This window comes from Paraclostridium sp. (genome assembly GCF_051656405.1).
Taxonomy (GTDB): Bacteria; Bacillota; Clostridia; order Peptostreptococcales; family Peptostreptococcaceae; genus Paraclostridium.
On record NZ_JBOGBV010000058.1, the window covers coordinates 1 to 18,712 of the forward strand.

At 26.4% G+C, this 18,712-nt stretch carries 17 protein-coding genes; 12 read left to right on the forward strand and 5 right to left on the reverse strand.

The features are described 5' to 3' along the window. Together ACRDDE_RS08440 and ACRDDE_RS08445 are read right to left on the reverse strand one after the other, a co-directional pair. A partial coding sequence (locus ACRDDE_RS08440) for a DUF1659 domain-containing protein (protein WP_438626835.1) occupies nucleotides 1-242 on the reverse strand: 242 nt, incomplete at its 3' end. A 121-nt stretch (nucleotides 243-363) separates the two neighbouring features. Continuing rightward, nucleotides 364-1,023 carry an N-acetylmuramoyl-L-alanine amidase family protein gene (locus ACRDDE_RS08445; RefSeq protein ID WP_438626836.1) on the reverse strand — a complete coding sequence of 220 codons (660 nt, stop codon included), beginning with the start codon at nucleotides 1,021-1,023 and terminating at the stop codon, nucleotides 364-366. Nucleotides 1,024-1,201: 178 nt separating this feature from the next. On the opposite strand from ACRDDE_RS08445, the gene ACRDDE_RS08450 reads away from it, so the two are divergent. The 5 genes from ACRDDE_RS08450 to ACRDDE_RS08470 all read left to right on the forward strand — a co-directional run bounded on the left by ACRDDE_RS08450 (nucleotide 1,202) and on the right by ACRDDE_RS08470 (nucleotide 4,475). Then, nucleotides 1,202-2,086 carry a class I SAM-dependent methyltransferase gene (locus tag ACRDDE_RS08450; RefSeq protein WP_438626837.1) on the forward strand — a complete coding sequence of 295 codons (885 nt, stop codon included), beginning with the start codon at nucleotides 1,202-1,204 and terminating at the stop codon, nucleotides 2,084-2,086. Between the two features lie 113 nt (nucleotides 2,087-2,199). After that, nucleotides 2,200-2,724, forward strand: coding sequence for a GNAT family N-acetyltransferase (locus ACRDDE_RS08455; protein ID WP_438626838.1), 525 nt, complete (start codon nucleotides 2,200-2,202; stop codon nucleotides 2,722-2,724). A gap of 79 nt (nucleotides 2,725-2,803) precedes the next feature. Beyond that, the gene (locus ACRDDE_RS08460) at nucleotides 2,804-3,082 is read left to right on the forward strand and encodes a hypothetical protein (protein ID WP_270939769.1); all 279 of its coding nucleotides are present in this window, start codon (nucleotides 2,804-2,806) and stop codon (nucleotides 3,080-3,082) included. 218 nt (nucleotides 3,083-3,300) lie between these two features. Beyond that, nucleotides 3,301-3,558, forward strand: a complete 258-nt coding sequence (locus ACRDDE_RS08465) for a Mor transcription activator family protein (RefSeq protein ID WP_438626839.1) — start codon at nucleotides 3,301-3,303, stop codon at nucleotides 3,556-3,558. A gap of 293 nt (nucleotides 3,559-3,851) precedes the next feature. Beyond that, complete coding sequence (locus ACRDDE_RS08470) at nucleotides 3,852-4,475, forward strand: hypothetical protein (protein ID WP_438626840.1); 624 nt, start codon at nucleotides 3,852-3,854, stop codon at nucleotides 4,473-4,475. Between the two features lie 326 nt (nucleotides 4,476-4,801). On the opposite strand, the gene ACRDDE_RS08475 is transcribed toward ACRDDE_RS08470, so the two are convergent. Then, nucleotides 4,802-5,062 (reverse strand): hypothetical protein, encoded by a 261-nt coding sequence (locus ACRDDE_RS08475; protein ID WP_438626841.1) that lies wholly within the window; start codon nucleotides 5,060-5,062, stop codon nucleotides 4,802-4,804. Between the two features lie 518 nt (nucleotides 5,063-5,580). Between ACRDDE_RS08475 and ACRDDE_RS08480 the strand changes: the two genes are divergently transcribed. The 4 genes from ACRDDE_RS08480 (at nucleotide 5,581) to ACRDDE_RS08495 (ending at nucleotide 11,729) form a co-directional block, all read left to right on the forward strand. Further along, entirely contained in the window at nucleotides 5,581-8,826 is a 3,246-nt protein-coding gene (locus tag ACRDDE_RS08480) for a helicase-related protein (protein ID WP_438626842.1), read from the forward strand. Between the two features lies 1 nt (nucleotide 8,827). Continuing rightward, nucleotides 8,828-9,589, forward strand: a complete 762-nt coding sequence (locus tag ACRDDE_RS08485; protein WP_438626843.1) for a DUF4391 domain-containing protein — start codon at nucleotides 8,828-8,830, stop codon at nucleotides 9,587-9,589. A gap of 171 nt (nucleotides 9,590-9,760) precedes the next feature. Beyond that, the gene (locus tag ACRDDE_RS08490; protein ID WP_438626844.1) at nucleotides 9,761-10,012 is read left to right on the forward strand and encodes an ABC-three component system middle component 6; all 252 of its coding nucleotides are present in this window, start codon (nucleotides 9,761-9,763) and stop codon (nucleotides 10,010-10,012) included. Further along, nucleotides 9,999-11,729 (forward strand): DUF2326 domain-containing protein, encoded by a 1,731-nt coding sequence (locus ACRDDE_RS08495; protein ID WP_438626845.1) that lies wholly within the window; start codon nucleotides 9,999-10,001, stop codon nucleotides 11,727-11,729. The genes ACRDDE_RS08490 and ACRDDE_RS08495 overlap by 14 nt, the downstream gene beginning before the upstream one ends. Nucleotides 11,730-11,741: 12 nt before the next feature. Here ACRDDE_RS08495 and ACRDDE_RS08500 read toward each other — a convergent pair whose 3' ends face one another. Then, nucleotides 11,742-12,695: an ABC-three component system protein gene (locus ACRDDE_RS08500; protein ID WP_438626846.1), complete on the reverse strand. Its 954-nt coding sequence runs from the start codon at nucleotides 12,693-12,695 to the stop codon at nucleotides 11,742-11,744. 198 nt (nucleotides 12,696-12,893) lie between these two features. Here ACRDDE_RS08500 and ACRDDE_RS08505 point away from each other — a divergent pair, with 198 nt between their 5' ends. Both ACRDDE_RS08505 and ACRDDE_RS08510 read left to right on the forward strand, forming a co-directional pair. After that, nucleotides 12,894-14,780: a site-specific DNA-methyltransferase gene (locus ACRDDE_RS08505; protein WP_438626847.1), complete on the forward strand. Its 1,887-nt coding sequence runs from the start codon at nucleotides 12,894-12,896 to the stop codon at nucleotides 14,778-14,780. A 2-nt stretch (nucleotides 14,781-14,782) separates the two neighbouring features. Further along, nucleotides 14,783-17,785, forward strand: a complete 3,003-nt coding sequence (locus tag ACRDDE_RS08510; protein WP_438626848.1) for a type III restriction-modification system endonuclease — start codon at nucleotides 14,783-14,785, stop codon at nucleotides 17,783-17,785. An 80-nt stretch (nucleotides 17,786-17,865) separates the two neighbouring features. On the opposite strand, the gene ACRDDE_RS08515 is transcribed toward ACRDDE_RS08510, so the two are convergent. Further along, nucleotides 17,866-18,159 carry a hypothetical protein gene (locus ACRDDE_RS08515; RefSeq protein WP_438626849.1) on the reverse strand — a complete coding sequence of 98 codons (294 nt, stop codon included), beginning with the start codon at nucleotides 18,157-18,159 and terminating at the stop codon, nucleotides 17,866-17,868. Between the two features lie 9 nt (nucleotides 18,160-18,168). Here ACRDDE_RS08515 and ACRDDE_RS08520 point away from each other — a divergent pair, with 9 nt between their 5' ends. Further along, complete coding sequence (locus tag ACRDDE_RS08520) at nucleotides 18,169-18,657, forward strand: FAD-dependent oxidoreductase (RefSeq protein WP_438626850.1); 489 nt, start codon at nucleotides 18,169-18,171, stop codon at nucleotides 18,655-18,657. Nucleotides 18,658-18,712 lie beyond the last annotated feature (55 nt).

Sequence of the window (18,712 nt, forward strand, 5' to 3'; positions counted from 1 at the left end):
GCTGGTGTTAATTCTGTATTGTCTATTCTTACTACAGATAGCACATCATGTTTTTGTAGAGCATTTAATATTTCACCTACATTGTAAACATCAATAGCTTTTGCTTCAGGATTAACATTTGAAAAACTTCTAGTTTTAACTATAGTTCTTCCATTTTCACCTAAACCACAGTCATATTTAATTCTTAATGCTGACATTTGAGCAACTTCTGAAGTATTTGGAGCTAAATTCATATCTGCCATTTTGATTCCTCCTTTTAATATTTAATTTAACTTAAGTATAGATGGAGAAGATTAAAGCAATCAAAGAAAGTAATTGAAGAAAATATTTGAAAGCAATATTAATATTTTAGTGGCATGTAGATTAAGTTGTTATATAAGTATCTTTAAAACCTTTAGAAATAGCCTCATTTCTGAGTTTTACTGCATTATCTTTAATATTAAAGGCACCTATACATACTCTATAAAAAGGACCTTCACTTTCTATTTTCTTATTTACAAATTCAAGTAAAGTAGAAGCTATAGCATTAGATGTATTTCTTATATATATTTCATCAGAACAAGAAGCTTCAACAGAATTATTTGATATAAAATCAATTTCTATAATTACAGCAGGCATTTTACTATGTTTTAAAACTGAGAATTTTTTAGATATCTTAACACCACGATTTGGAGTATTAAGTTTATTAGAAAGATTTGAAGATAAATTAGTAGCTAATTTACATATTTTATTATTAGTATCATATATCCAAGTTTCAGTTCCTTTTGCAGATTTGTTTTCAGAAGAGTTCATATGAATACTTACAAAGTAATCACAGTTTTCATTATTAGCTTTAGTAGTACGATAAGATAATGAATAAAACTTATCTTCTTCACGAGTAGTAACTACTTTTTCAAAAGCTTCTTCAAGAATAGATTTAACTATCATACCTATTTTTAGAACCATATCACTTTCTTTTCTACCATTAGAGCCAACAGCTCCAGAGTCTTTACCTCCATGACCAAAATCTAAATACCATTTCATATATGTACCTCCTAAAAGTTATTATCCAGGTAAGATTAGCATAGGAAGTTTTAAGTAGGAAAATAAAGTATTTGAAGAATATGCTTATTGTACTTAAAAATAAAAATTATTCTATCTATATAAAGGATTTGAATATTAATAATATAAATATATTTTTTACTAAATGGGGGTAGAAAGAATGTATAAAGAACTTCTTAAGTTATTAAAATGTCCGAAATGTAATAGAAAATTAAATTTGATAGTTGAAAAGAAAGAGAATCATGAGATATTAGAAGGAAAATTAACTTATGAGGGTGGGCATGATTGGGTTATCACTGAGGGAATAATTAATTTTGGTTCAGTAGAACAGGAGCTTGCAAATAATTGGAAAGAATCTTATGAGGAGTATAATGATGAGGAGTTGGAGCAACAGATCTTAGAAAGGGTTCCTCAAAATCAAATAATGATAGGCAATAAAGCAAAAAAATTTATTATAGACGGTATTAGTAATAATGAAGGTGAATTTATATTAGATATAGCAACTGGTAGAGGCGAATTATTTAGAGAGATGGTAAGAAGTATAAACACAGAATCACAGATAATATGTACGGACTTAAGCTTTGAAGTTTTAAAACATGATAGACTAAGGGCTAAAAAAATTAATCCTGAAGCAAAAGTAAACTATATTGCTTGTGATGCGACCAATTTGCCATTTAAGGATAACACAATTGATGCTATTGTATCTTTTTATGGAATTCAGAATATGTTGAACTTAGCTATTGATGGAATAACAGAAGCTAAAAGAGTTTTGAAATATGGAAAATCTATGTTTGATAGCTATATTGTTATTGATGAAGGTTCTAAAGGTTTTAAAACTTTAAAGGAGTTTTGCGAAGATAATAAAGTTATGGGAGCAGAAGAGTTTGCTATAAAAACAGGAATAGAAAAAGCTTACAAAAAAGTGAATTTTAATAGAATAGATACTGTAACTATAGAGGAATCAATTGGTGAAAAAAATGATTTTGATTTACTCCCTTTTGAAAGAGAATGGTTTGCTATTCTTGTATTCAACTGTGAAAAATAGAGTTAATAAATTTAACAAGAAAAACTATTATATAAAGTATATCAGTATTAATAATAATTGATATCTTATAAATATATATTATAATTAAATTATATTAAAAAGGGAGTGTTTGAATGATAGTTCGTGAATATAAGAAGGAAGATTTAGACTCTGTAGTTAAGGTTCATATAGATACTTGGAATTCTGCTTATAGAGAAATAGTTCCTGAAGAATGTTTACTAAACAGAACATATAAAAAACAAAAGGAAAAGTGGAGTAGTAGACTTTTTAATAATACGGATACAAGGGAATTTATGTTTGTAGCAGAAAATGATAAAGGTGAGATTGTGGGATTTGCATCAGCGATAGTAAATGATACTGAAGAGAAATTTGACAGTACACTATATACTCTTTATATAATAGAGGAATATCAAACAAAGGGATTTGGAAAGGTACTTATAAAATCAATTGCTTCAAAGTTAAATGACTTAGGAGCTAAAAGTATGGTATTGTATGCATTTGAGTTAAATAAAGCATGTAAATTTTATGAGCATTTAGGTGGAGTTCAAGGAGATAAAAATATAGTTAATATTTCAGATAAAGATTTAGTTGAAGTTGAATATATTTGGGAGGATATAAGTAGTTTATTGGATTTATAAATTATTATATAAAAATATAGTATATAAATCACGATAAGAGTTAATAATCCTTATATAAGAAATAATAAGGAGTGATAGTATGAGTTCATTTGATGGTTTATATACATTTGCAGATGTAGCTAATATGTATAATATAGATCAATCCACATTAAGACATAATGTTGGGAGTAGATTTGTTGATGGAGAAGATGTTAAGAAGTTAGGCAAAACTTGGATAGTTAGAGAAGAAGCTTTAGTAAGAGAATTTGGATTTATTCCAGAAAACAATGAAGAAGCTCCTAATGTAAGAAAAAAGCCAGGAAGAAAAAGTGCATTTGATAAGTGTAGAGAAGCTTACTTAAACGGTGAGATTAAATAGTAATGTTAGATATCATCTCTTACAGACATGATATCTTTTTATTTATATAAAAAGTAAAGAACAAGGCAAGAATGCAAAGAACGCATACTTGCCTTGTTCTTTTGTAAACTAAACTGAATTTGAAATAAACCTGATATGAGTATAAAGGTTATGGATAAAGAACTGTATAATATATGTATAGGGTTAAATATAAGTTTAGATTTATGGAGGTGTATTTAATGTTAGAAGAATTGACTTTAGATGATATACCAAAAACACATAAGGATATTGCCGAATATATAGGAATAGATGCTTTTAAGAAGTTAGTTGAATTACTAGGAGGGAGTTCTTTATATATACCTAAAGAAGCTTCTTTGACTAGACCAATTAGAAATAGAGTTATTAGAGAAAAGTTTAATGGAGATTATAGGGTGTTAGCTAGAAAGTATGATATAAGTGAAGCTCAAGTTAGAAATATAGTAGGAGAGGTAAATTAAATTTATCAGTATAAATAATATTAAAAAATTAATAAAAGAAATAAATGATAAAGCTAAAATTTAATTTAGATAATAGGTCTATGAGATATTCATAGGCTTATTTTTATGTTTAGAAAAATTTCAAATGAGGATTCATGATAATAAATGTAAAAATTGTATTTGAATTTAAAGATAAAAATATTAAAATGATATATGGGATTATGAAAAATAAAAAGTATATTAGACTGTTTATTTAAATAGATAAAATATCAATAATCCAAAAAGTAATTCCTGTATAGAGGGGAGAAATTTATATGGAACTTAAAACTATATTAAAAAAATATAAGGATTTCAATACACATAATGAAAATATAAAATTATTATCAGAAATAATAAAATGTGGAGTTAAATATGAAAAAGATGACTGTGAAAGTATTTTTGTAATAAATATACTTACAAAAAATACTAAATACAGTTCATATATAAGCGAGATTATTAGCCAAATAGAAGAATACATTGAATGTAATATATATTTTGTAGATGATTGCAAATTTGAATTAGAAGATGAAGAATATATAGAAACATTTATATCAGATATTTGTTTAAATGATATAGAAAAGATTATAAGGATATTCAAAGAAACACAATTACCAGCAATAGAAATAGATGCTGTAATAGATGAATTAGGTTCTATATTTGAAAAAGTAATAGGTGAGAAGAATGGATACATAAGAGATGAGCATGGGAAATTTAATAAATTTGGAGAGGATAATGAAAAATATACAGAATTATTAGGGATAAAATATCCATGGTTTAAAGAGATTGTATGTGATAATGAGGATAAAAAAGAGAATTTTATTAAATTTTTAGATTCAATAACAGATAAAAATATTATATATAAATATGATGAGATTGAATTAGTAGAAGGGTGGGAGTAAAGGCTTATTCTATTAAAAATTTTTATATATATAAATAGAGTTAAAGGCAAAATTTATACAGCAAAATGTGTGTAACCTTGCCTTTGTTTATTTGATAGTAAATTTAAAATTGAAAGTCCACGTAAGGGCATAAAAGCATTGCTCCGCTATGCCCTTACATTCATATCAAAAGACCGTTGGAAATTGATAAAAAGTTGTTGGCCTTGAATAAGTTATATGTTAAATGAGAGTTAGTAGATATTCGCCCTTAAACTTATAAGAGGGAAGCTGTACATTAGGATATTAGTTTTGATACCCCAGGATATTTTGGTCCTGGGGGTTTTGTTTTATGCAAGTACAGATCTTTTTTCAATACTTTCCTGCAGTGTTTTTGATAGTATATTTTTAACTTTTACTTCATTCATACCATTTATTATGTATTTAACTTTTCCTTCTGGATGATTTGTATCTTCTAAAACCCTTGTTACTAAAGTTCCTTCTTTTCTTATTATTTTTAATGATTTATCAATTTCTGAATATAGTTCCTTTGCTTGTTCTCTTTTTGTTATTATAACGCAAGCTTCTTTATTTATTTTTTCTACTCTCATTTTGTGCCTCCATAGTTCTATTTTGTATATAGTTAGTTTCCCCTATATGGTGTTTTTTATGTATGAAATTTATATATATTTTTCACTGTATATTACATATTGAAACTGATACAGGGAAAAATAAGTGTAATGAAATTACACGGATGAATTAAAAATGATTAAGGTAATTGATAGAGAAGAATTTGTAGAGAAAGTATTTGAAATGGAAGCTGAATAATTGAAGTAGTTTTCTTTAGAATATATTGATAAGAATGAAAATATTGAATTAAGTGTATGTATATAAAAATTACTTGTAATTGTGATTCTAAAAGGATTGAATTTGATTATTAACTATTATATTTTTATAAACATTTATGTATTGTGGAAATGGTTAGTAATCTTAATTCAATAAAAGGAATTATAGTATTTTATGTATACCTATAATCTTTTTTTTATTATAAATAAATAGTATAATTTACTAATATAAGGGTAGTAAGAAATTAAATGTTATTAAATTTATACAAAAGAGGTATTCGATTATGCAACAAAAGCTAATAGATAATAAGCAACATGGATTAGTAGGGGATTCATTAAAAAGATATTTAAATGAAGATTCAAAACTATCTATAGCTGCTGCACATTTTACACTTCATGCATTTGAAGAACTAAAAGAAGAATTAAAAAAAATTGAAGAATTTAGATTCTTATTTACACAACCAACATTTATAAACCATAAAAATAATGTTATACAACAAAAAATAATGGAGAATGAAAATAAGATATTTGGAGTAGAAGAAGAACTAGTATACAAAAATAATTTGAATCAAGCTTATATAGCGAGAGAACTATCTAAATGGATAAAAAGTAAAGGACAGATAAAATCGGTAATTTCAAGTAATATAGGGGAGTCAATTTATTACATAGAAAATGAAGAAGAAAAAGATATAAGTATAACAGGTGCTATTTCTTTTTCTGCACCAGGTTTAGGATATGTTAATTCAAGTTCAATGAATCACACTCAACTTACTGATGGAGAAGAATTTAATAAATCGCTGAAGGTTGCATTTGATAATATATGGAGAGATGAGAAAATCTTAAAAGATGTAAAAAAAGAAATATTAGATAAAATTAAGTTATTATATAAAGATAATTCTCCAGAGTTTATATACTTCGTAACATTATATAATATATTTAAAAACTTTTTAGATGAGCATGAAGATAGAGAGATAATTCAATCAAGGACAGGATTTAAAAATACTATAGTTTGGAATAAGCTTTATAACTTTCAAAAAGATGGAGTGGTAGGAGCTATAAATAAAATTGAGAGCTACGGAGGTTGCATAATAGCGGATAGCGTAGGGCTTGGTAAAACATTTGAAGCACTAGCAGTTATAAAGTACTATGAACTTAAAAATAATAAAGTTCTTGTATTATCACCTAAAAAACTTAGAGAAAACTGGTCTATATACAGACAACAAAATGATATAAGAAATCCTTTATCTAATGATAGATTTTCATATGATTTATTAAATCATACTGATTTATCGAGAAGTGGAGGTATGAGTGGAGATATAGACCTAGATTATGTAAATTGGGGAAATTATGATTTAGTTGTAATAGATGAATCTCATAATTTTAGAAATAATCAAGCTAGAAATGATAGAGAAACACGATATACAAAATTAATGAACAATATAATAAAGTCAGGAGTTAAAACCAAAGTATTAATGTTATCGGCAACACCTGTTAATAACAAACTAGATGATTTAAAAAATCAAATAGCATTTATAACAGAAGGTGATGATAAGGCGCTTGAAGAAACTGTTGAAATTAATAGCATAAAAAAGACACTTACAAAAGCTCAGTCGATATTTAATAAGTGGGGAAAGTTGCCTAGTGAAGAAAGAAGCACAGAAGAATTATTAGAAATGCTTAATTGGGATTATTTTAAACTTCTCGATTCACTAACAATAGCACGTTCTAGAAAGCATATAGAAAAGTATTACAATATAACTGATATAGGGGAATTTCCTAAAAGATTAGAGCCAATAAATATAAAAGAAGATATAGATTTGAAGGGAGATTTTCCGTCTTTTAAATCTATCAACACAGATATATTAAAATTAAATTTAGCTATATATTCACCTATGAAATATATACTCCCACATAAAATTGATATTTATGCAGAAAAATATGATACTAAAGTAAAAGGTGGTAAATCTGTACTTAAACAAACAGACCGTGAAAGCAGTATAGTATACTTGATGAAGTCAAGCTTATTAAAAAGACTTGAGAGTTCCGTAAATTCATTTACACTAACATTAGAAAAAATATTATCAAATATAGATAAAACTTTGCAAAAAATAAATAACTTTAAAGGGGAGTATTCTTATAATATAGATGATATAGATAATTTAGATGAACAGTTAGAAGATTTTATAATAGGGTCTAAAGTTAAAGTTCTTTTAAATGATGTAGATATGATTAAATGGAAACAAGATTTAGAATATGATAGAAATTTATTAAGCAACTTGCTTAATAAATCAAAATTAATAGATTCTAAAAGGGATAAAAAGTTAAAAGCGCTTAAAAATCAAATAAAAGAAAAAATAGATAATCCTATAAATGAATGTAATAAAAAAATTATAGTGTTTACTGCATTTGCAGATACTGCTAAGTATTTATATGAAAACTTAAGTATTTGGGCACTGGAAAATTTTAAAGTTAACACCGCTATAGTTACAGGAAGCGATAATCCAAAGACTACACTTAAGCTTAAAAAGGTAGATTTAAGTAGCATACTTATAAACTTTTCACCAAAATCTAAAGAAAGATCAAAGTTAAATTTAAGTATGAAATCAGAAATAGATATACTTATAGCAACAGATTGTATATCGGAAGGACAAAACTTACAGGATTGTGATTACTTAATAAACTATGATATTCACTGGAACCCTGTTAGAATCATACAACGTTTTGGTAGAATTGATAGATTAGGAAGTACTAATAAGTATATTCAACTTGTAAACTTTTGGCCTTCTATAGAATTAGATGAATACATAAATTTAGAAAAACGTGTTAAACAAAGAATGACCATGTTAGACATATCGGCTACAGGAGAAGAAAATGTTATAGCTGATAATAGTAATGAGATGAAAGACTTGGAGTATCGTAGAAGACAACTAGAGCAACTTCAAAATGAAGTTATAGATTTAGAAGACGTATCAGGAAATGTATCTCTAACAGATTTTACGATGGATGATTTTAGAATGGATCTTATAAATTTTATGGATGAGTATAAAGACGAAATAGATAAAACTCCGAAGGGAATATATTCATTAGTTGAAAATAATAACCAAAAAATTAGTGAGGAAGTAAAGCCAGGGGTAATATTCTGTTTAAAGAAATTAGAAAATTATACAGATGATTGTGATAAAAATCCAGTATATCCATATTATTTAGTGTATGTAACAGAAGATGGAGAAATTTTATACAGTTATACTAATATTAAAAAAATATTAGATATTTACAGATCATTATGTTCAAACAAAAGAGAACCTATAGATAGCTTAATATCAGAATTTAATAAAGAAACTAAAAACAACAAAAAAATGGATAAATATAAAGAATTATTAACAAAAGCTACTGATGAAATTTTGGGAAAAATAGAAGAACAACAAACTATAAGTATATTTACACTAGGAGGGTTGGAAAACTTATTGGGGTTAGAATCTGAAAGTAATGAAGAATTTGAGATAATATCATATTTAATAATAAGGGGTTAGTATGAACGATATATTTGAAATTTTAGAATTAAAAGAACGTATTAGATATATAGGACAGAAAATAACTAAAAAATTATTTTATCAACAGTCAAATTTTAGTAAAGATGATGAAAAAAATTTTACTCAAAATGTAGATAAAATGGAAATGGCATATGTTCTAGATACAAGAAATATAAATATAGATTCATTTAAAGACGATGAATATTTATATACAGCTATAGGGTACATGAGAGTTTCCTTAAAGCAAGATGATAAGTTGGATAGGATATGTAAAATTATAAACAATAATATACCTAGTCCTATAGTTATTATATTTGAATTTGAGAATAAGATAGCAATAAGTACAGCTATTAAGAGGTTAAGCAAATCTGATAATAGCAAAGTAGTTGTTGATGAGATGCACATTACACCGTGGATAGACGTAACTAAATTAGAGGGGGACAATAATAAGTTTTTAGATTCTATTAAGTTAAGTAGTTTAACACATAGTAATTTTTATGATTTCTACAAAATGATTGATAATAGAATTTATACTTTTCAAAATGTAGAGCTAGTTGGATCTTATAAGACTATTGATGATAAAGGAAATTTAGAAGAAAGTAAATTAATTATAGGAAAAATTAATAACTATAACAATGAGATTGAAAGTATTGCTAAGAAGATAAAAGGAGAGACTCAATTTAATAAGAAAATGAAGCTTAATGTAGAAGCGAATAAGTTAAAAGAAGAAATTGAAGAATTAAAACTAGTATTAAATAAATAAAACTTTATAGATTAAATTAAATAAGTCTTGTTATAAATACAAGGCTTATTATTTTTGTAATGTAAAAATTTTAAAAAATGATATAATATAATAAAGTAATGTTAAATATAATATGATATAATAATATGCTTTTAAATAAAAGATTGAATATTATAATAGGAGGTGATAAATATGATAATGCCAGGTAAAAATATAAATATGTCTGAATCATTGATTGGATTAGGAGCCTTTGTATTATCAATATTAGACACTCCTAAAAGTATAGATGATTGTTGGAAACACTTAAATGAAATTTACATAGATACAGGGAAAATAAATAAAAAACATACTTTTGATAATTTCATATTAACAATAGATTTATTATATATTATTGGCTCAGTAAACATAAATGAGAGGGGTGAAATATACAATGATATTAAATAAGTTATATTCTGATAAAGAATTTTTTAGAGACATAGAGTTTGAAGATAACAATATAAATATAATTTTAGGGAAAAAAACTACTAAGGATAATAAAAAGACATTTAATGGGGTAGGAAAGACCCTTTCTTTAAGGTTAATAGATTTTTGCCTAGGTAGTAGCAATATTAAATCATTGCAAAAACTAGATGATTGGAATTTTAGTCTTGATTTTACATTAGGGAATAAAACATATACATCTACTAGAAATAGCACAAATCAAAAAGAAATTATCTTAAATAATGAAGAAAATAGTATTAAAGACTTTAAATATTTTATGGAAAGTAATTTATTTTACTTTGAAGATGAATATAAAAATTTATCATATAGAAATTTAATATCTAGATTTATGAGAATACCTCCATATGGATACTTAGAATGGGATCAATGCAAAGCTAAGGAGCAAGTTGATGCTAAATCTTTAAGTAGTGCATTTTTACTTGGATTAAATTTAAAATTAGCAGATGAAAAAATCAGATTGAAAGAAAAGATAAAGCAGTTAAAAGATAATAAAAAGCTAATAGAAAAAGATGAAGACATAAAGTCTATAGTCACGGAAGGTATAGATATAAGTGTATCTATAAATAACTTAAAGAAGGAAATAGAAGATTTAGAAGAAAGTATAAGTAAATTTAATATATCTGAGGAATATAATGATATAAAATTAGAAGTTGATGACTTAAAATATGAAAAAAATGACTTGTTAAATCAAATAACTTTATATGAAAGTAGACTGAAAAATATAAATGAAAGTTTAAAAGTTAAAATAGACGTTGATTCTCAAGAGGTTATAAACTTATATGAGAACTCAAAGTTAATACTACCTGAGATGATAAAAAAATCATTGAATGAAGTTTCTGATTTTCATTCAAAGCTTTTAGAGAGTAGACAAACAAGGCTTAGAAAAGACAGAGAAAAAATTGATAGAGAACTTAAAACTATAAAACAAGATTTAGAATCAATAAATAAAAGTATAAATGAAAACAGCAAGTACTTAAGAGAAACTGGATCTATATCTGAATATGAAGCATTACAAAATAAATTGACAGATATGAAGCTTAAGCTTCAAAAGACGGAAAGCTATAATAAGATAATAAATGGAATAACTGAAAAGATAAACGATTTAAATGTAGAATTTGCTAAAGCAAATGCAAGTACAGATAAATGGCTAATAGAAAATCAGACAAATATTGAAAATATATCAAATAAGTTTAAAGAGTATATAGAGTACATATATGATGATAAAAAAGAAGCTGGAATATCTATAAAAAACAATAATGGAGATAATAAAACTAGGTTTACTATAGAGCCAATGGTAAGTGGAGAAGGATCAATGGGTATTAATAAAGTTAAAATTTTCTGTATGGATTTTATTAATTTAACATTACAAAATAACCATAATGTAAGATTTATTTACCACGATAATAATGTATTTAGTGAAACTGATCCAAGGCAAATTTATAAAATGATTAAATTAGCTAAGCAAATTTGCATTGACAAAGGATATCAATACATATTGAATATAAATAATGATGTATTTGATAATGTTGTAGATATAGCATTACACAATGAAGATTATGAATTTGTAGAATATATAAAAAGTAGAGTTGTAATTGAACTATTAGATTCATCAGATAAAGACAAACTTTTAGGAGTTAAAGTAGATATGAAAATAGAGTAGAGGATATAACCTCTACTCTATTTTTTTTGGTTCTTCAAATATATCACAAGAATTAAAATACTTAGCCATTATTATAAGAATATTAGAGATGTATGCACTCTCTGTAGGAAAGTCCAAACTATCATTTTTTTCATAAGAAGAATTTAAAATATATTTAAATTGAGAATTTGAATCACTTGGATAGATTTCTTTAGCTTTAGAATAAAGAGTTCTATATATATTACATAGTTCAACCTTAGCATTATTAGAATATGAATCTGAAAGAAATTCATCCAGCTTATCAATATAGGCATTTGCATCTTCAAGAGCACGAGTTATTTTGCGACCCAGATTATTAAATTCAATTTTTTCGTAAAAATCGGGTACTATACAATTATCATCAAAATTATTTCTACAAACAGTTTTATTAAGATGTTCAACGATATTTTGAATTATAGAAAATTTAATATCTGAAAAACTTATGTCAGGAATAAAACTTTGTAAAATTTGACGTTTATGAACAGGTCTAAGTTCCATAAATCTAGATATAATTTCATTAGTATCAATATAATCGAAATATATATCTGGATAGGAGTTTGAAAGATCAGTCAACTTGTCTGAAAGATCAGGATAAATTCCTTGAGTGCCTTTGGTATTTATAACAAAATAAAATTCTTGTATAAGTTCATAAGTACCATTTTGTGTATGAGCGTATAATCCTTCAAAGTCTTTTTTTAACTTTGATATTGCATATCTTTGAGTATCAGCATTTGAGGCATCTTCTGGACCATAAACCTGGAAAAAAACTCCTTTGCTTTTTATGTACCCGTCACACTTTTTATCCCCTAAATTTCCTTGTGGTTTTATTTCTATAAAATTTCTATCATATTTTTTCATTACTTGATAAAACAAGCTTTCAAATTCATTTCCAGTTGACTTTAATATTTTAAGTTGGAACATTAATTCCATTAAGTATTCGTTATTCATATAAATCTCCCTCATAAAAATAAAAATAATATAAAATACTACATATTTCATATTATATTTAACTTATAACTAAGTCAATATATATAGAATAAGTATACATAAATATAGTAAAAGTAAGTTTTTAGTCAATAATTAAATTATGATATACTATTAATATAAATTTTGGTTATAGATTATATAACAATATAGGAGGATGTTATGGAGAAGTTAAATGGACAAAGCATGGATTTAACACAAAATAATTTAGACAACTTAAAACAACTCTTTCCTGAAGTATTTAGTGACGGAAAAATAGATTTTGACAAGCTGAGAATGGTCTTAGGAGATAGTATAGAAATGGATGAAGAAAGATATGAATTTAAATGGAATGGAAAAAGTAATTCTATAAAAATATCTCAGACTCCATCAACAGGAACTTTAAGACCAGATAAAGAAAGTAGTAAAAATTGGGACACTACAGAAAACTTATATATAGAAGGAGATAATTTAGAAGTATTAAAACTTCTTCAAAAAAGCTACTTTGGCAAAGTCAAAATGATATATATAGATCCACCATATAATACTGGGAAAGATTTCGTATATAAGGATAACTTTAGAGATAATATAGCGAATTATAAGGAAATGACAAATCAAACAACTAAGGCTAATCCAGAGACTAATGGAAGATATCATACTGATTGGCTAAATATGATGTATCCACGTTTAAAATTAGCTAGAAATTTGCTTAGAGAAGATGGAGTTATATTTATAAGCATAGATGAAAATGAACAAGCTAATTTAAAGAAGCTATGTGATGAAATATTTGGAGAGGTCAATTTTATAGCAAATGTAGCTGTTGTAAATAATTTAAAAGGAAGAAGTGATGATGAATACATAGCTACAGCTCATGAAAATTTAATTATATATAGAAAAAGCTATAAATTTAAAACATATGGAATTCCTATGCCGCAAGAGTATTTAAGTGAGTATAACTTAGAAGATGAAGTCGGTAAATATAGATTATTAGGGCTAAGAAAAAGAGGAACGAACTCTAAAAGAGAAGATAGACCTAACATGTATTACCCTTTTTATTATAATCAAAAAAGTAACACTATAAGTTTAAATAAGACTAGTGATGAAGATATTGAGATTTTACCTAAGCTATCTGATAATACAGATGGGCGTTGGAGATGGGGAAAAGATACAGCATTGGAAAGAATAAATGAATTAGCTGTAAAGTACATATCAATAAGAGGAGAGTATGATATATATCAAAAAGATTATTTAGAAAGGTATGGAGAAACAAGAATAGTAAAATCAAAATCATTTTTAAGCGGAAGTGAATTTTCAAGTGATTCTGGAACTATATCATTTAAAGAGATAATGCCTAATAAAATATTTACAAATCCAAAACCAATTGGATTAATTAAGTATTGTCTTAATCAAGGAAGTAGAAATAATGATATTATATTAGATTTCTTTTCAGGATCATCTTCAACGGCAGATGCAGTAATGAAATTAAATTCAGAAGATGATGGTAATCGTAAGTTTATAATGGTACAGCTTCCTGAAGTAACTGATGAAAAAAGTGAAGCGTATAAAGAAGGATATAAAAATATATGCGAAATAGGGAAAGAACGTATAAGACGTGCTGGAGAAAAAGTAGTATTTGAAAGTGGAAAAACTGATTTAGATATAGGATTTAAAGTGTTTAAACTAGATAACTCAAATATAAAAGAATGGAGTCCTAGTTATGATGAATTAGCAATGACTCTAGAAGAGATGACAGATAATTTAAAAAGTGGAAGGAGTAAAGAAGATTTATTATTTGAGGTACTTATAAAAATGGGTATAGAGCTTACAACTCCTGTTAATGAAGTAAATATAGATGATAAGAAAATATACAATATTGGTATGGGTTCCTTAGTAATATGCCTAGAAGATGAAATAACAGAAAATATAATAAAAGAAATACCAAAATATAAATCAGAATTTATGGATATGAAAGTAGTATTTAAAGAAACTGGATTTAAAACTGATAGTCAAAAAATGAACACTATACAAAACTTAAAACAGTTTGGAATTACTGATGTAAGGAGTGTATAGAAATGAAGCTAAAGTTTAAATCAAATTTACAGTATCAAAAAGAAGCTATAGAATCAGTTGTAGATATATTTAAAAAACAAAATGTAATAGAGTCTAAATTTACCGTCTTAAATAGTAAGTGTTTAAATGATGTACAACTTCAAATGGGAGTAGTTCAAAGTAATATAGGTATAGGTAATAAATTAGAACTTGTGCCAGAACAAATACTAGAAAATATACAAAATATACAAATGAAAAATAACTTGCCAAGAACTGAAAATTTAGAACAACTAAAAGATAACGGAATGAATTTTACTGTGGAGATGGAAACAGGTACAGGAAAGACATATGTATATCTTAAAAGTATATATGAATTAAATAAAAATTACGGATTTAAAAAGTTTGTTATAGTTGTTCCATCTGTAGCTATTCGTGAGGGAGTTGAAAAATCACTACAAATAACTAAAGAGCATTTCAATAGTTCATATGACAATGTACCATTAGAATATTTTGTATATGATTCATCAGAACTTGATAAAGTAAGAAATTTTGCAACTTCAAGCAATATACAAATAATGATTATAAATATAGATGCATTTAGAAAAGGGTTTGTAGACCCTGAAAAAGAAGATAAGGCAAATATAATTCATAGAAAACAAGATAAGTTAAACGGACAAAGACCTATAGATTTAATAGCAGCAACTAATCCCATAGTTATAATAGATGAACCTCAAAGTGTTGATAATACATCTAAATCAAAAGAGGCTATAAAATCTCTAAAACCTATGTGCACTTTAAGATACTCAGCAACTCATTTGGATAAATATAACATGGTTTATAGATTAGATGCGGTTGAGGCGTATGAGCAAAAACTAGTAAAAAGAATAGAAGTAATGTCTATCAGAAGTGAAGAATCTTTTAACAAGCCATATATAAAACTTATTAGTGTAGATGAACGTAAGGCTAAGGTTGAGATAGATGTTCAGGATAAAAAGGGAGTAGTTAAAAGAACAACTAAACCTATAAAATTAGGTGATTACTTATTTGATATATCGGGATACCGTGAAATTTATAGAAATCATAAGATAGAAGATATAAGCTGGGGAAAAAATGATGAGTATATTGTCATAAATGGAGAAGTTATAGGGCTAAATCAAGCTATAGGAGATATTGATGATGATATAATTAAAAGGTATCAAATAAGAAAAACTATAGAAGAACATTTAGAAAAAGAAATAATACTTAATAAAAAAGGAATAAAAGTATTAAGTTTATTTTTTATAGATAAGGTGTGCAATTATAGAGACTATTCAAAGGATGGAGAAATTCTTCTTGGGAAATATGCTACTATGTTTGAACAAGAGTATGATGATTTAATCAAGCAACCAAGATTCGCAAAAAATATAAATCGAAATGTATCTATTGGGGCTACTCATAATGGGTATTTTGCACAAGATAAAAAAGGAAAACTAAAAGATACAAAAGGAAATACTCAAGCTGATGAGGATATTTACCGCTTAATAATGAAAGATAAAGAAAGATTACTAGATATGGCTAATCCATTAAGATTTATATTTTCACACTCAGCACTTAGAGAAGGTTGGGATAATCCGAATGTATTTCAAATATGTACTTTAAAGGATAGTGCAGGTACATATATAAAACGTAGACAAGAGATTGGGAGAGGGCTTAGATTATGTGTGGATCAAACTGGAGAGCGTATAAATGATACTAGCGTAAACACTTTAACAGTTATGGCTAATGAATCGTATGCGGAATTTGTAAATAGATTACAAAATGAATTACAAGAAGATACAGGTACAAGATTTGGAGTTATAGAAAAATATTCATTTGCTAATGTAAAAAGATATGATAATCAAAAGCAAAAAGACGTATATCTTGGATATGACAAATCTGAGGAAGTGTTTAAGTATCTTGAAAAAAACGAGTATATTGATAAAAAAGGTAAGATACAAGATAAGCTAAAGAAAGAATTAGATGCATTGCAACTAGAAGATACAGGGGAAACTAAATTCACTTTACAAGGTGAAGGCTTCCAAGATTTTTTTAGAGAGATAGTGGAAGTTCTAGATAAAAGATGCAGTATTTATGAAATAAAAGATAGAAGCAAGAGAGAGAAAGTTGAGCTTAACAAAGTAGTTGTAGATAGCGAAGAATTTATAGCTTTATGGAATAAGATAAATACAAAAACTATCTATTCAGTTAATTTCAATAGTGAAGAGCTAATTGAAAAATGTATAGAACGTATATATAAGATGCCAACTATACAAGCTCCTAAATTAATATCAAGAAAAGATAGTGTTAATATAACTAGAGAACTTGGAGCAGTATCTAAGCTTCAGGAGGAATCTCCAGAGTATGATGTTCATACTGTAAACTATTTGCCTGATATTATAACTGAATTACAAAATAAAACTAGGCTAACTAGAAAGACAGTAATAAGTATTTTAGTGGGATCTAAGAGACTAGATGACTTTAAGAAAAATCCACAAAAATTTATAGAAGAGGTTGTTAGAATTATAAATTCAGAGCTTAGAATATTCGTTGCAAATGGAATAAAATATGAGAAAATTAATGACTATTATTCAGTTGAAACTTTTAATAGTGAAGATGAAACATTACTTGCATATTTAAATGATAAAGTAGTTGAGAGTAAAAAATCACCTTACAATTATGCTATTTGCGATTCTAAAACAGAGCTTAAGTTTGCAAAGAGGTTTGAATCAGATAAAAATGTAAAAGTATATGTCAAGCTTCCAAGTTGGTTTAAGATAGATACTCCTTTAGGAAACTATAATCCAGATTGGGCTTTAGTTGTAGAAAAAGGAGGCAAAGAAAAATTATACTTTGTTATAGAAAGTAAAGGAACTGAAAATAGACTAGGGCTTAGGCCAGAAGAAGATGCAAAAATAACATGTGCAGAAAAACACTTTGAAGCAATAGGAACTGATGCTGAATTTAGAGCACCAGTTAGTGATGTTAGAAAGTTTATGCTAAGTGTATAATTATATAAAAAGCGTATTAAAAAAATATATTAATAAAGAGGTATGGAGTATATAATGACATACCTCTTTATTAATATAAATTATTTTTTTAATTTGCTAATTGCAAGTATAAAATCAGGTGTTGCATTTTTACCATAGATTACATTAGCTATATGAGATACACTAAAGCCAGTCATATTAGAAATATCTTTTAAAGTCAAATTGTTATTCTTTTTAAACTTAACAATAAACTCTCCAATTGAATCACTTTCTAAATACTCTTCAAATAAGAAATCCTTAGAATACAATATTATAGTCTTATATAAAGGAACATAGGGTGGAAACAACCTTTCTTTAGCTTCTTTATAAGTTGCAATACTAACAACCGAGGTCATGCAAAACTAATGGCACCATTTTATCCACTTGAAAAATTAAGAAAAATTCCAGGATTTGAGGGAGCTATAATAGTAGATCCATATTCAGGAGGAAAGGGAAATTCAGTAAGATATTTTTCAGTTGCACCAAGAGACAATTATATGAGAGTAACAGGACTTGAAAACTTATTTGTAGGCGGAGAAAAAAGTGGATTCTTTGTAGGTCACACAGAAGCTATATGTACTGGATCTTTAGCTGGGCATAATGCAGCTAGAAATGCTATAGGCATGTATTTACTTCAACTACCAACTAGTATTGCAATTGGAGACTTTATATCTTATGCTAATCAAGAATTAAAAGAGGAACATTCAGATAGATTAAAGTTTACTTTTGCAGGAAGTGTTTACTTTAATAGAATGAAGGATTTAGGTTTTTATACAATAGATAAAAAAGAAATAGAAACTAGAGTTAAAAAGGCCGGATTAGAAGGAGTTTTCAATAAAAAAATAATCAAATAAATAAAAGGAGATAACTTTTGTTATCTCCTTTTATTTATGATAAAGGTTTAAGTTT

Bases quoted from the DNA above. Each gene is read 5' to 3' on its own strand.
- ACRDDE_RS08445 (WP_438626836.1), bottom strand. From the start codon at position 1,023: ATGAAATGGTATTTAGATTTTGGTCATGGAGGTAAAGACTCTGGAGCT.
- ACRDDE_RS08450 (WP_438626837.1), top strand. From the start codon at position 1,202: ATGTATAAAGAACTTCTTAAGTTATTAAAATGTCCGAAATGTAATAGA.
- ACRDDE_RS08455 (WP_438626838.1), top strand. From the start codon at position 2,200: ATGATAGTTCGTGAATATAAGAAGGAAGATTTAGACTCTGTAGTTAAG.
- ACRDDE_RS08460 (WP_270939769.1), top strand. From the start codon at position 2,804: ATGAGTTCATTTGATGGTTTATATACATTTGCAGATGTAGCTAATATG.
- ACRDDE_RS08465 (WP_438626839.1), top strand. From the start codon at position 3,301: ATGTTAGAAGAATTGACTTTAGATGATATACCAAAAACACATAAGGAT.
- ACRDDE_RS08470 (WP_438626840.1), top strand. From the start codon at position 3,852: ATGGAACTTAAAACTATATTAAAAAAATATAAGGATTTCAATACACAT.
- ACRDDE_RS08475 (WP_438626841.1), bottom strand. From the start codon at position 5,062: ATGAGAGTAGAAAAAATAAATAAAGAAGCTTGCGTTATAATAACAAAA.
- ACRDDE_RS08480 (WP_438626842.1), top strand. From the start codon at position 5,581: ATGCAACAAAAGCTAATAGATAATAAGCAACATGGATTAGTAGGGGAT.
- ACRDDE_RS08485 (WP_438626843.1), top strand. From the start codon at position 8,828: ATGAACGATATATTTGAAATTTTAGAATTAAAAGAACGTATTAGATAT.
- ACRDDE_RS08490 (WP_438626844.1), top strand. From the start codon at position 9,761: ATGATAATGCCAGGTAAAAATATAAATATGTCTGAATCATTGATTGGA.
- ACRDDE_RS08495 (WP_438626845.1), top strand. From the start codon at position 9,999: ATGATATTAAATAAGTTATATTCTGATAAAGAATTTTTTAGAGACATA.
- ACRDDE_RS08500 (WP_438626846.1), bottom strand. From the start codon at position 12,695: ATGAATAACGAATACTTAATGGAATTAATGTTCCAACTTAAAATATTA.
- ACRDDE_RS08505 (WP_438626847.1), top strand. From the start codon at position 12,894: ATGGAGAAGTTAAATGGACAAAGCATGGATTTAACACAAAATAATTTA.
- ACRDDE_RS08510 (WP_438626848.1), top strand. From the start codon at position 14,783: ATGAAGCTAAAGTTTAAATCAAATTTACAGTATCAAAAAGAAGCTATA.
- ACRDDE_RS08515 (WP_438626849.1), bottom strand. From the start codon at position 18,159: ATGACCTCGGTTGTTAGTATTGCAACTTATAAAGAAGCTAAAGAAAGG.
- ACRDDE_RS08520 (WP_438626850.1), top strand. From the start codon at position 18,169: ATGGCACCATTTTATCCACTTGAAAAATTAAGAAAAATTCCAGGATTT.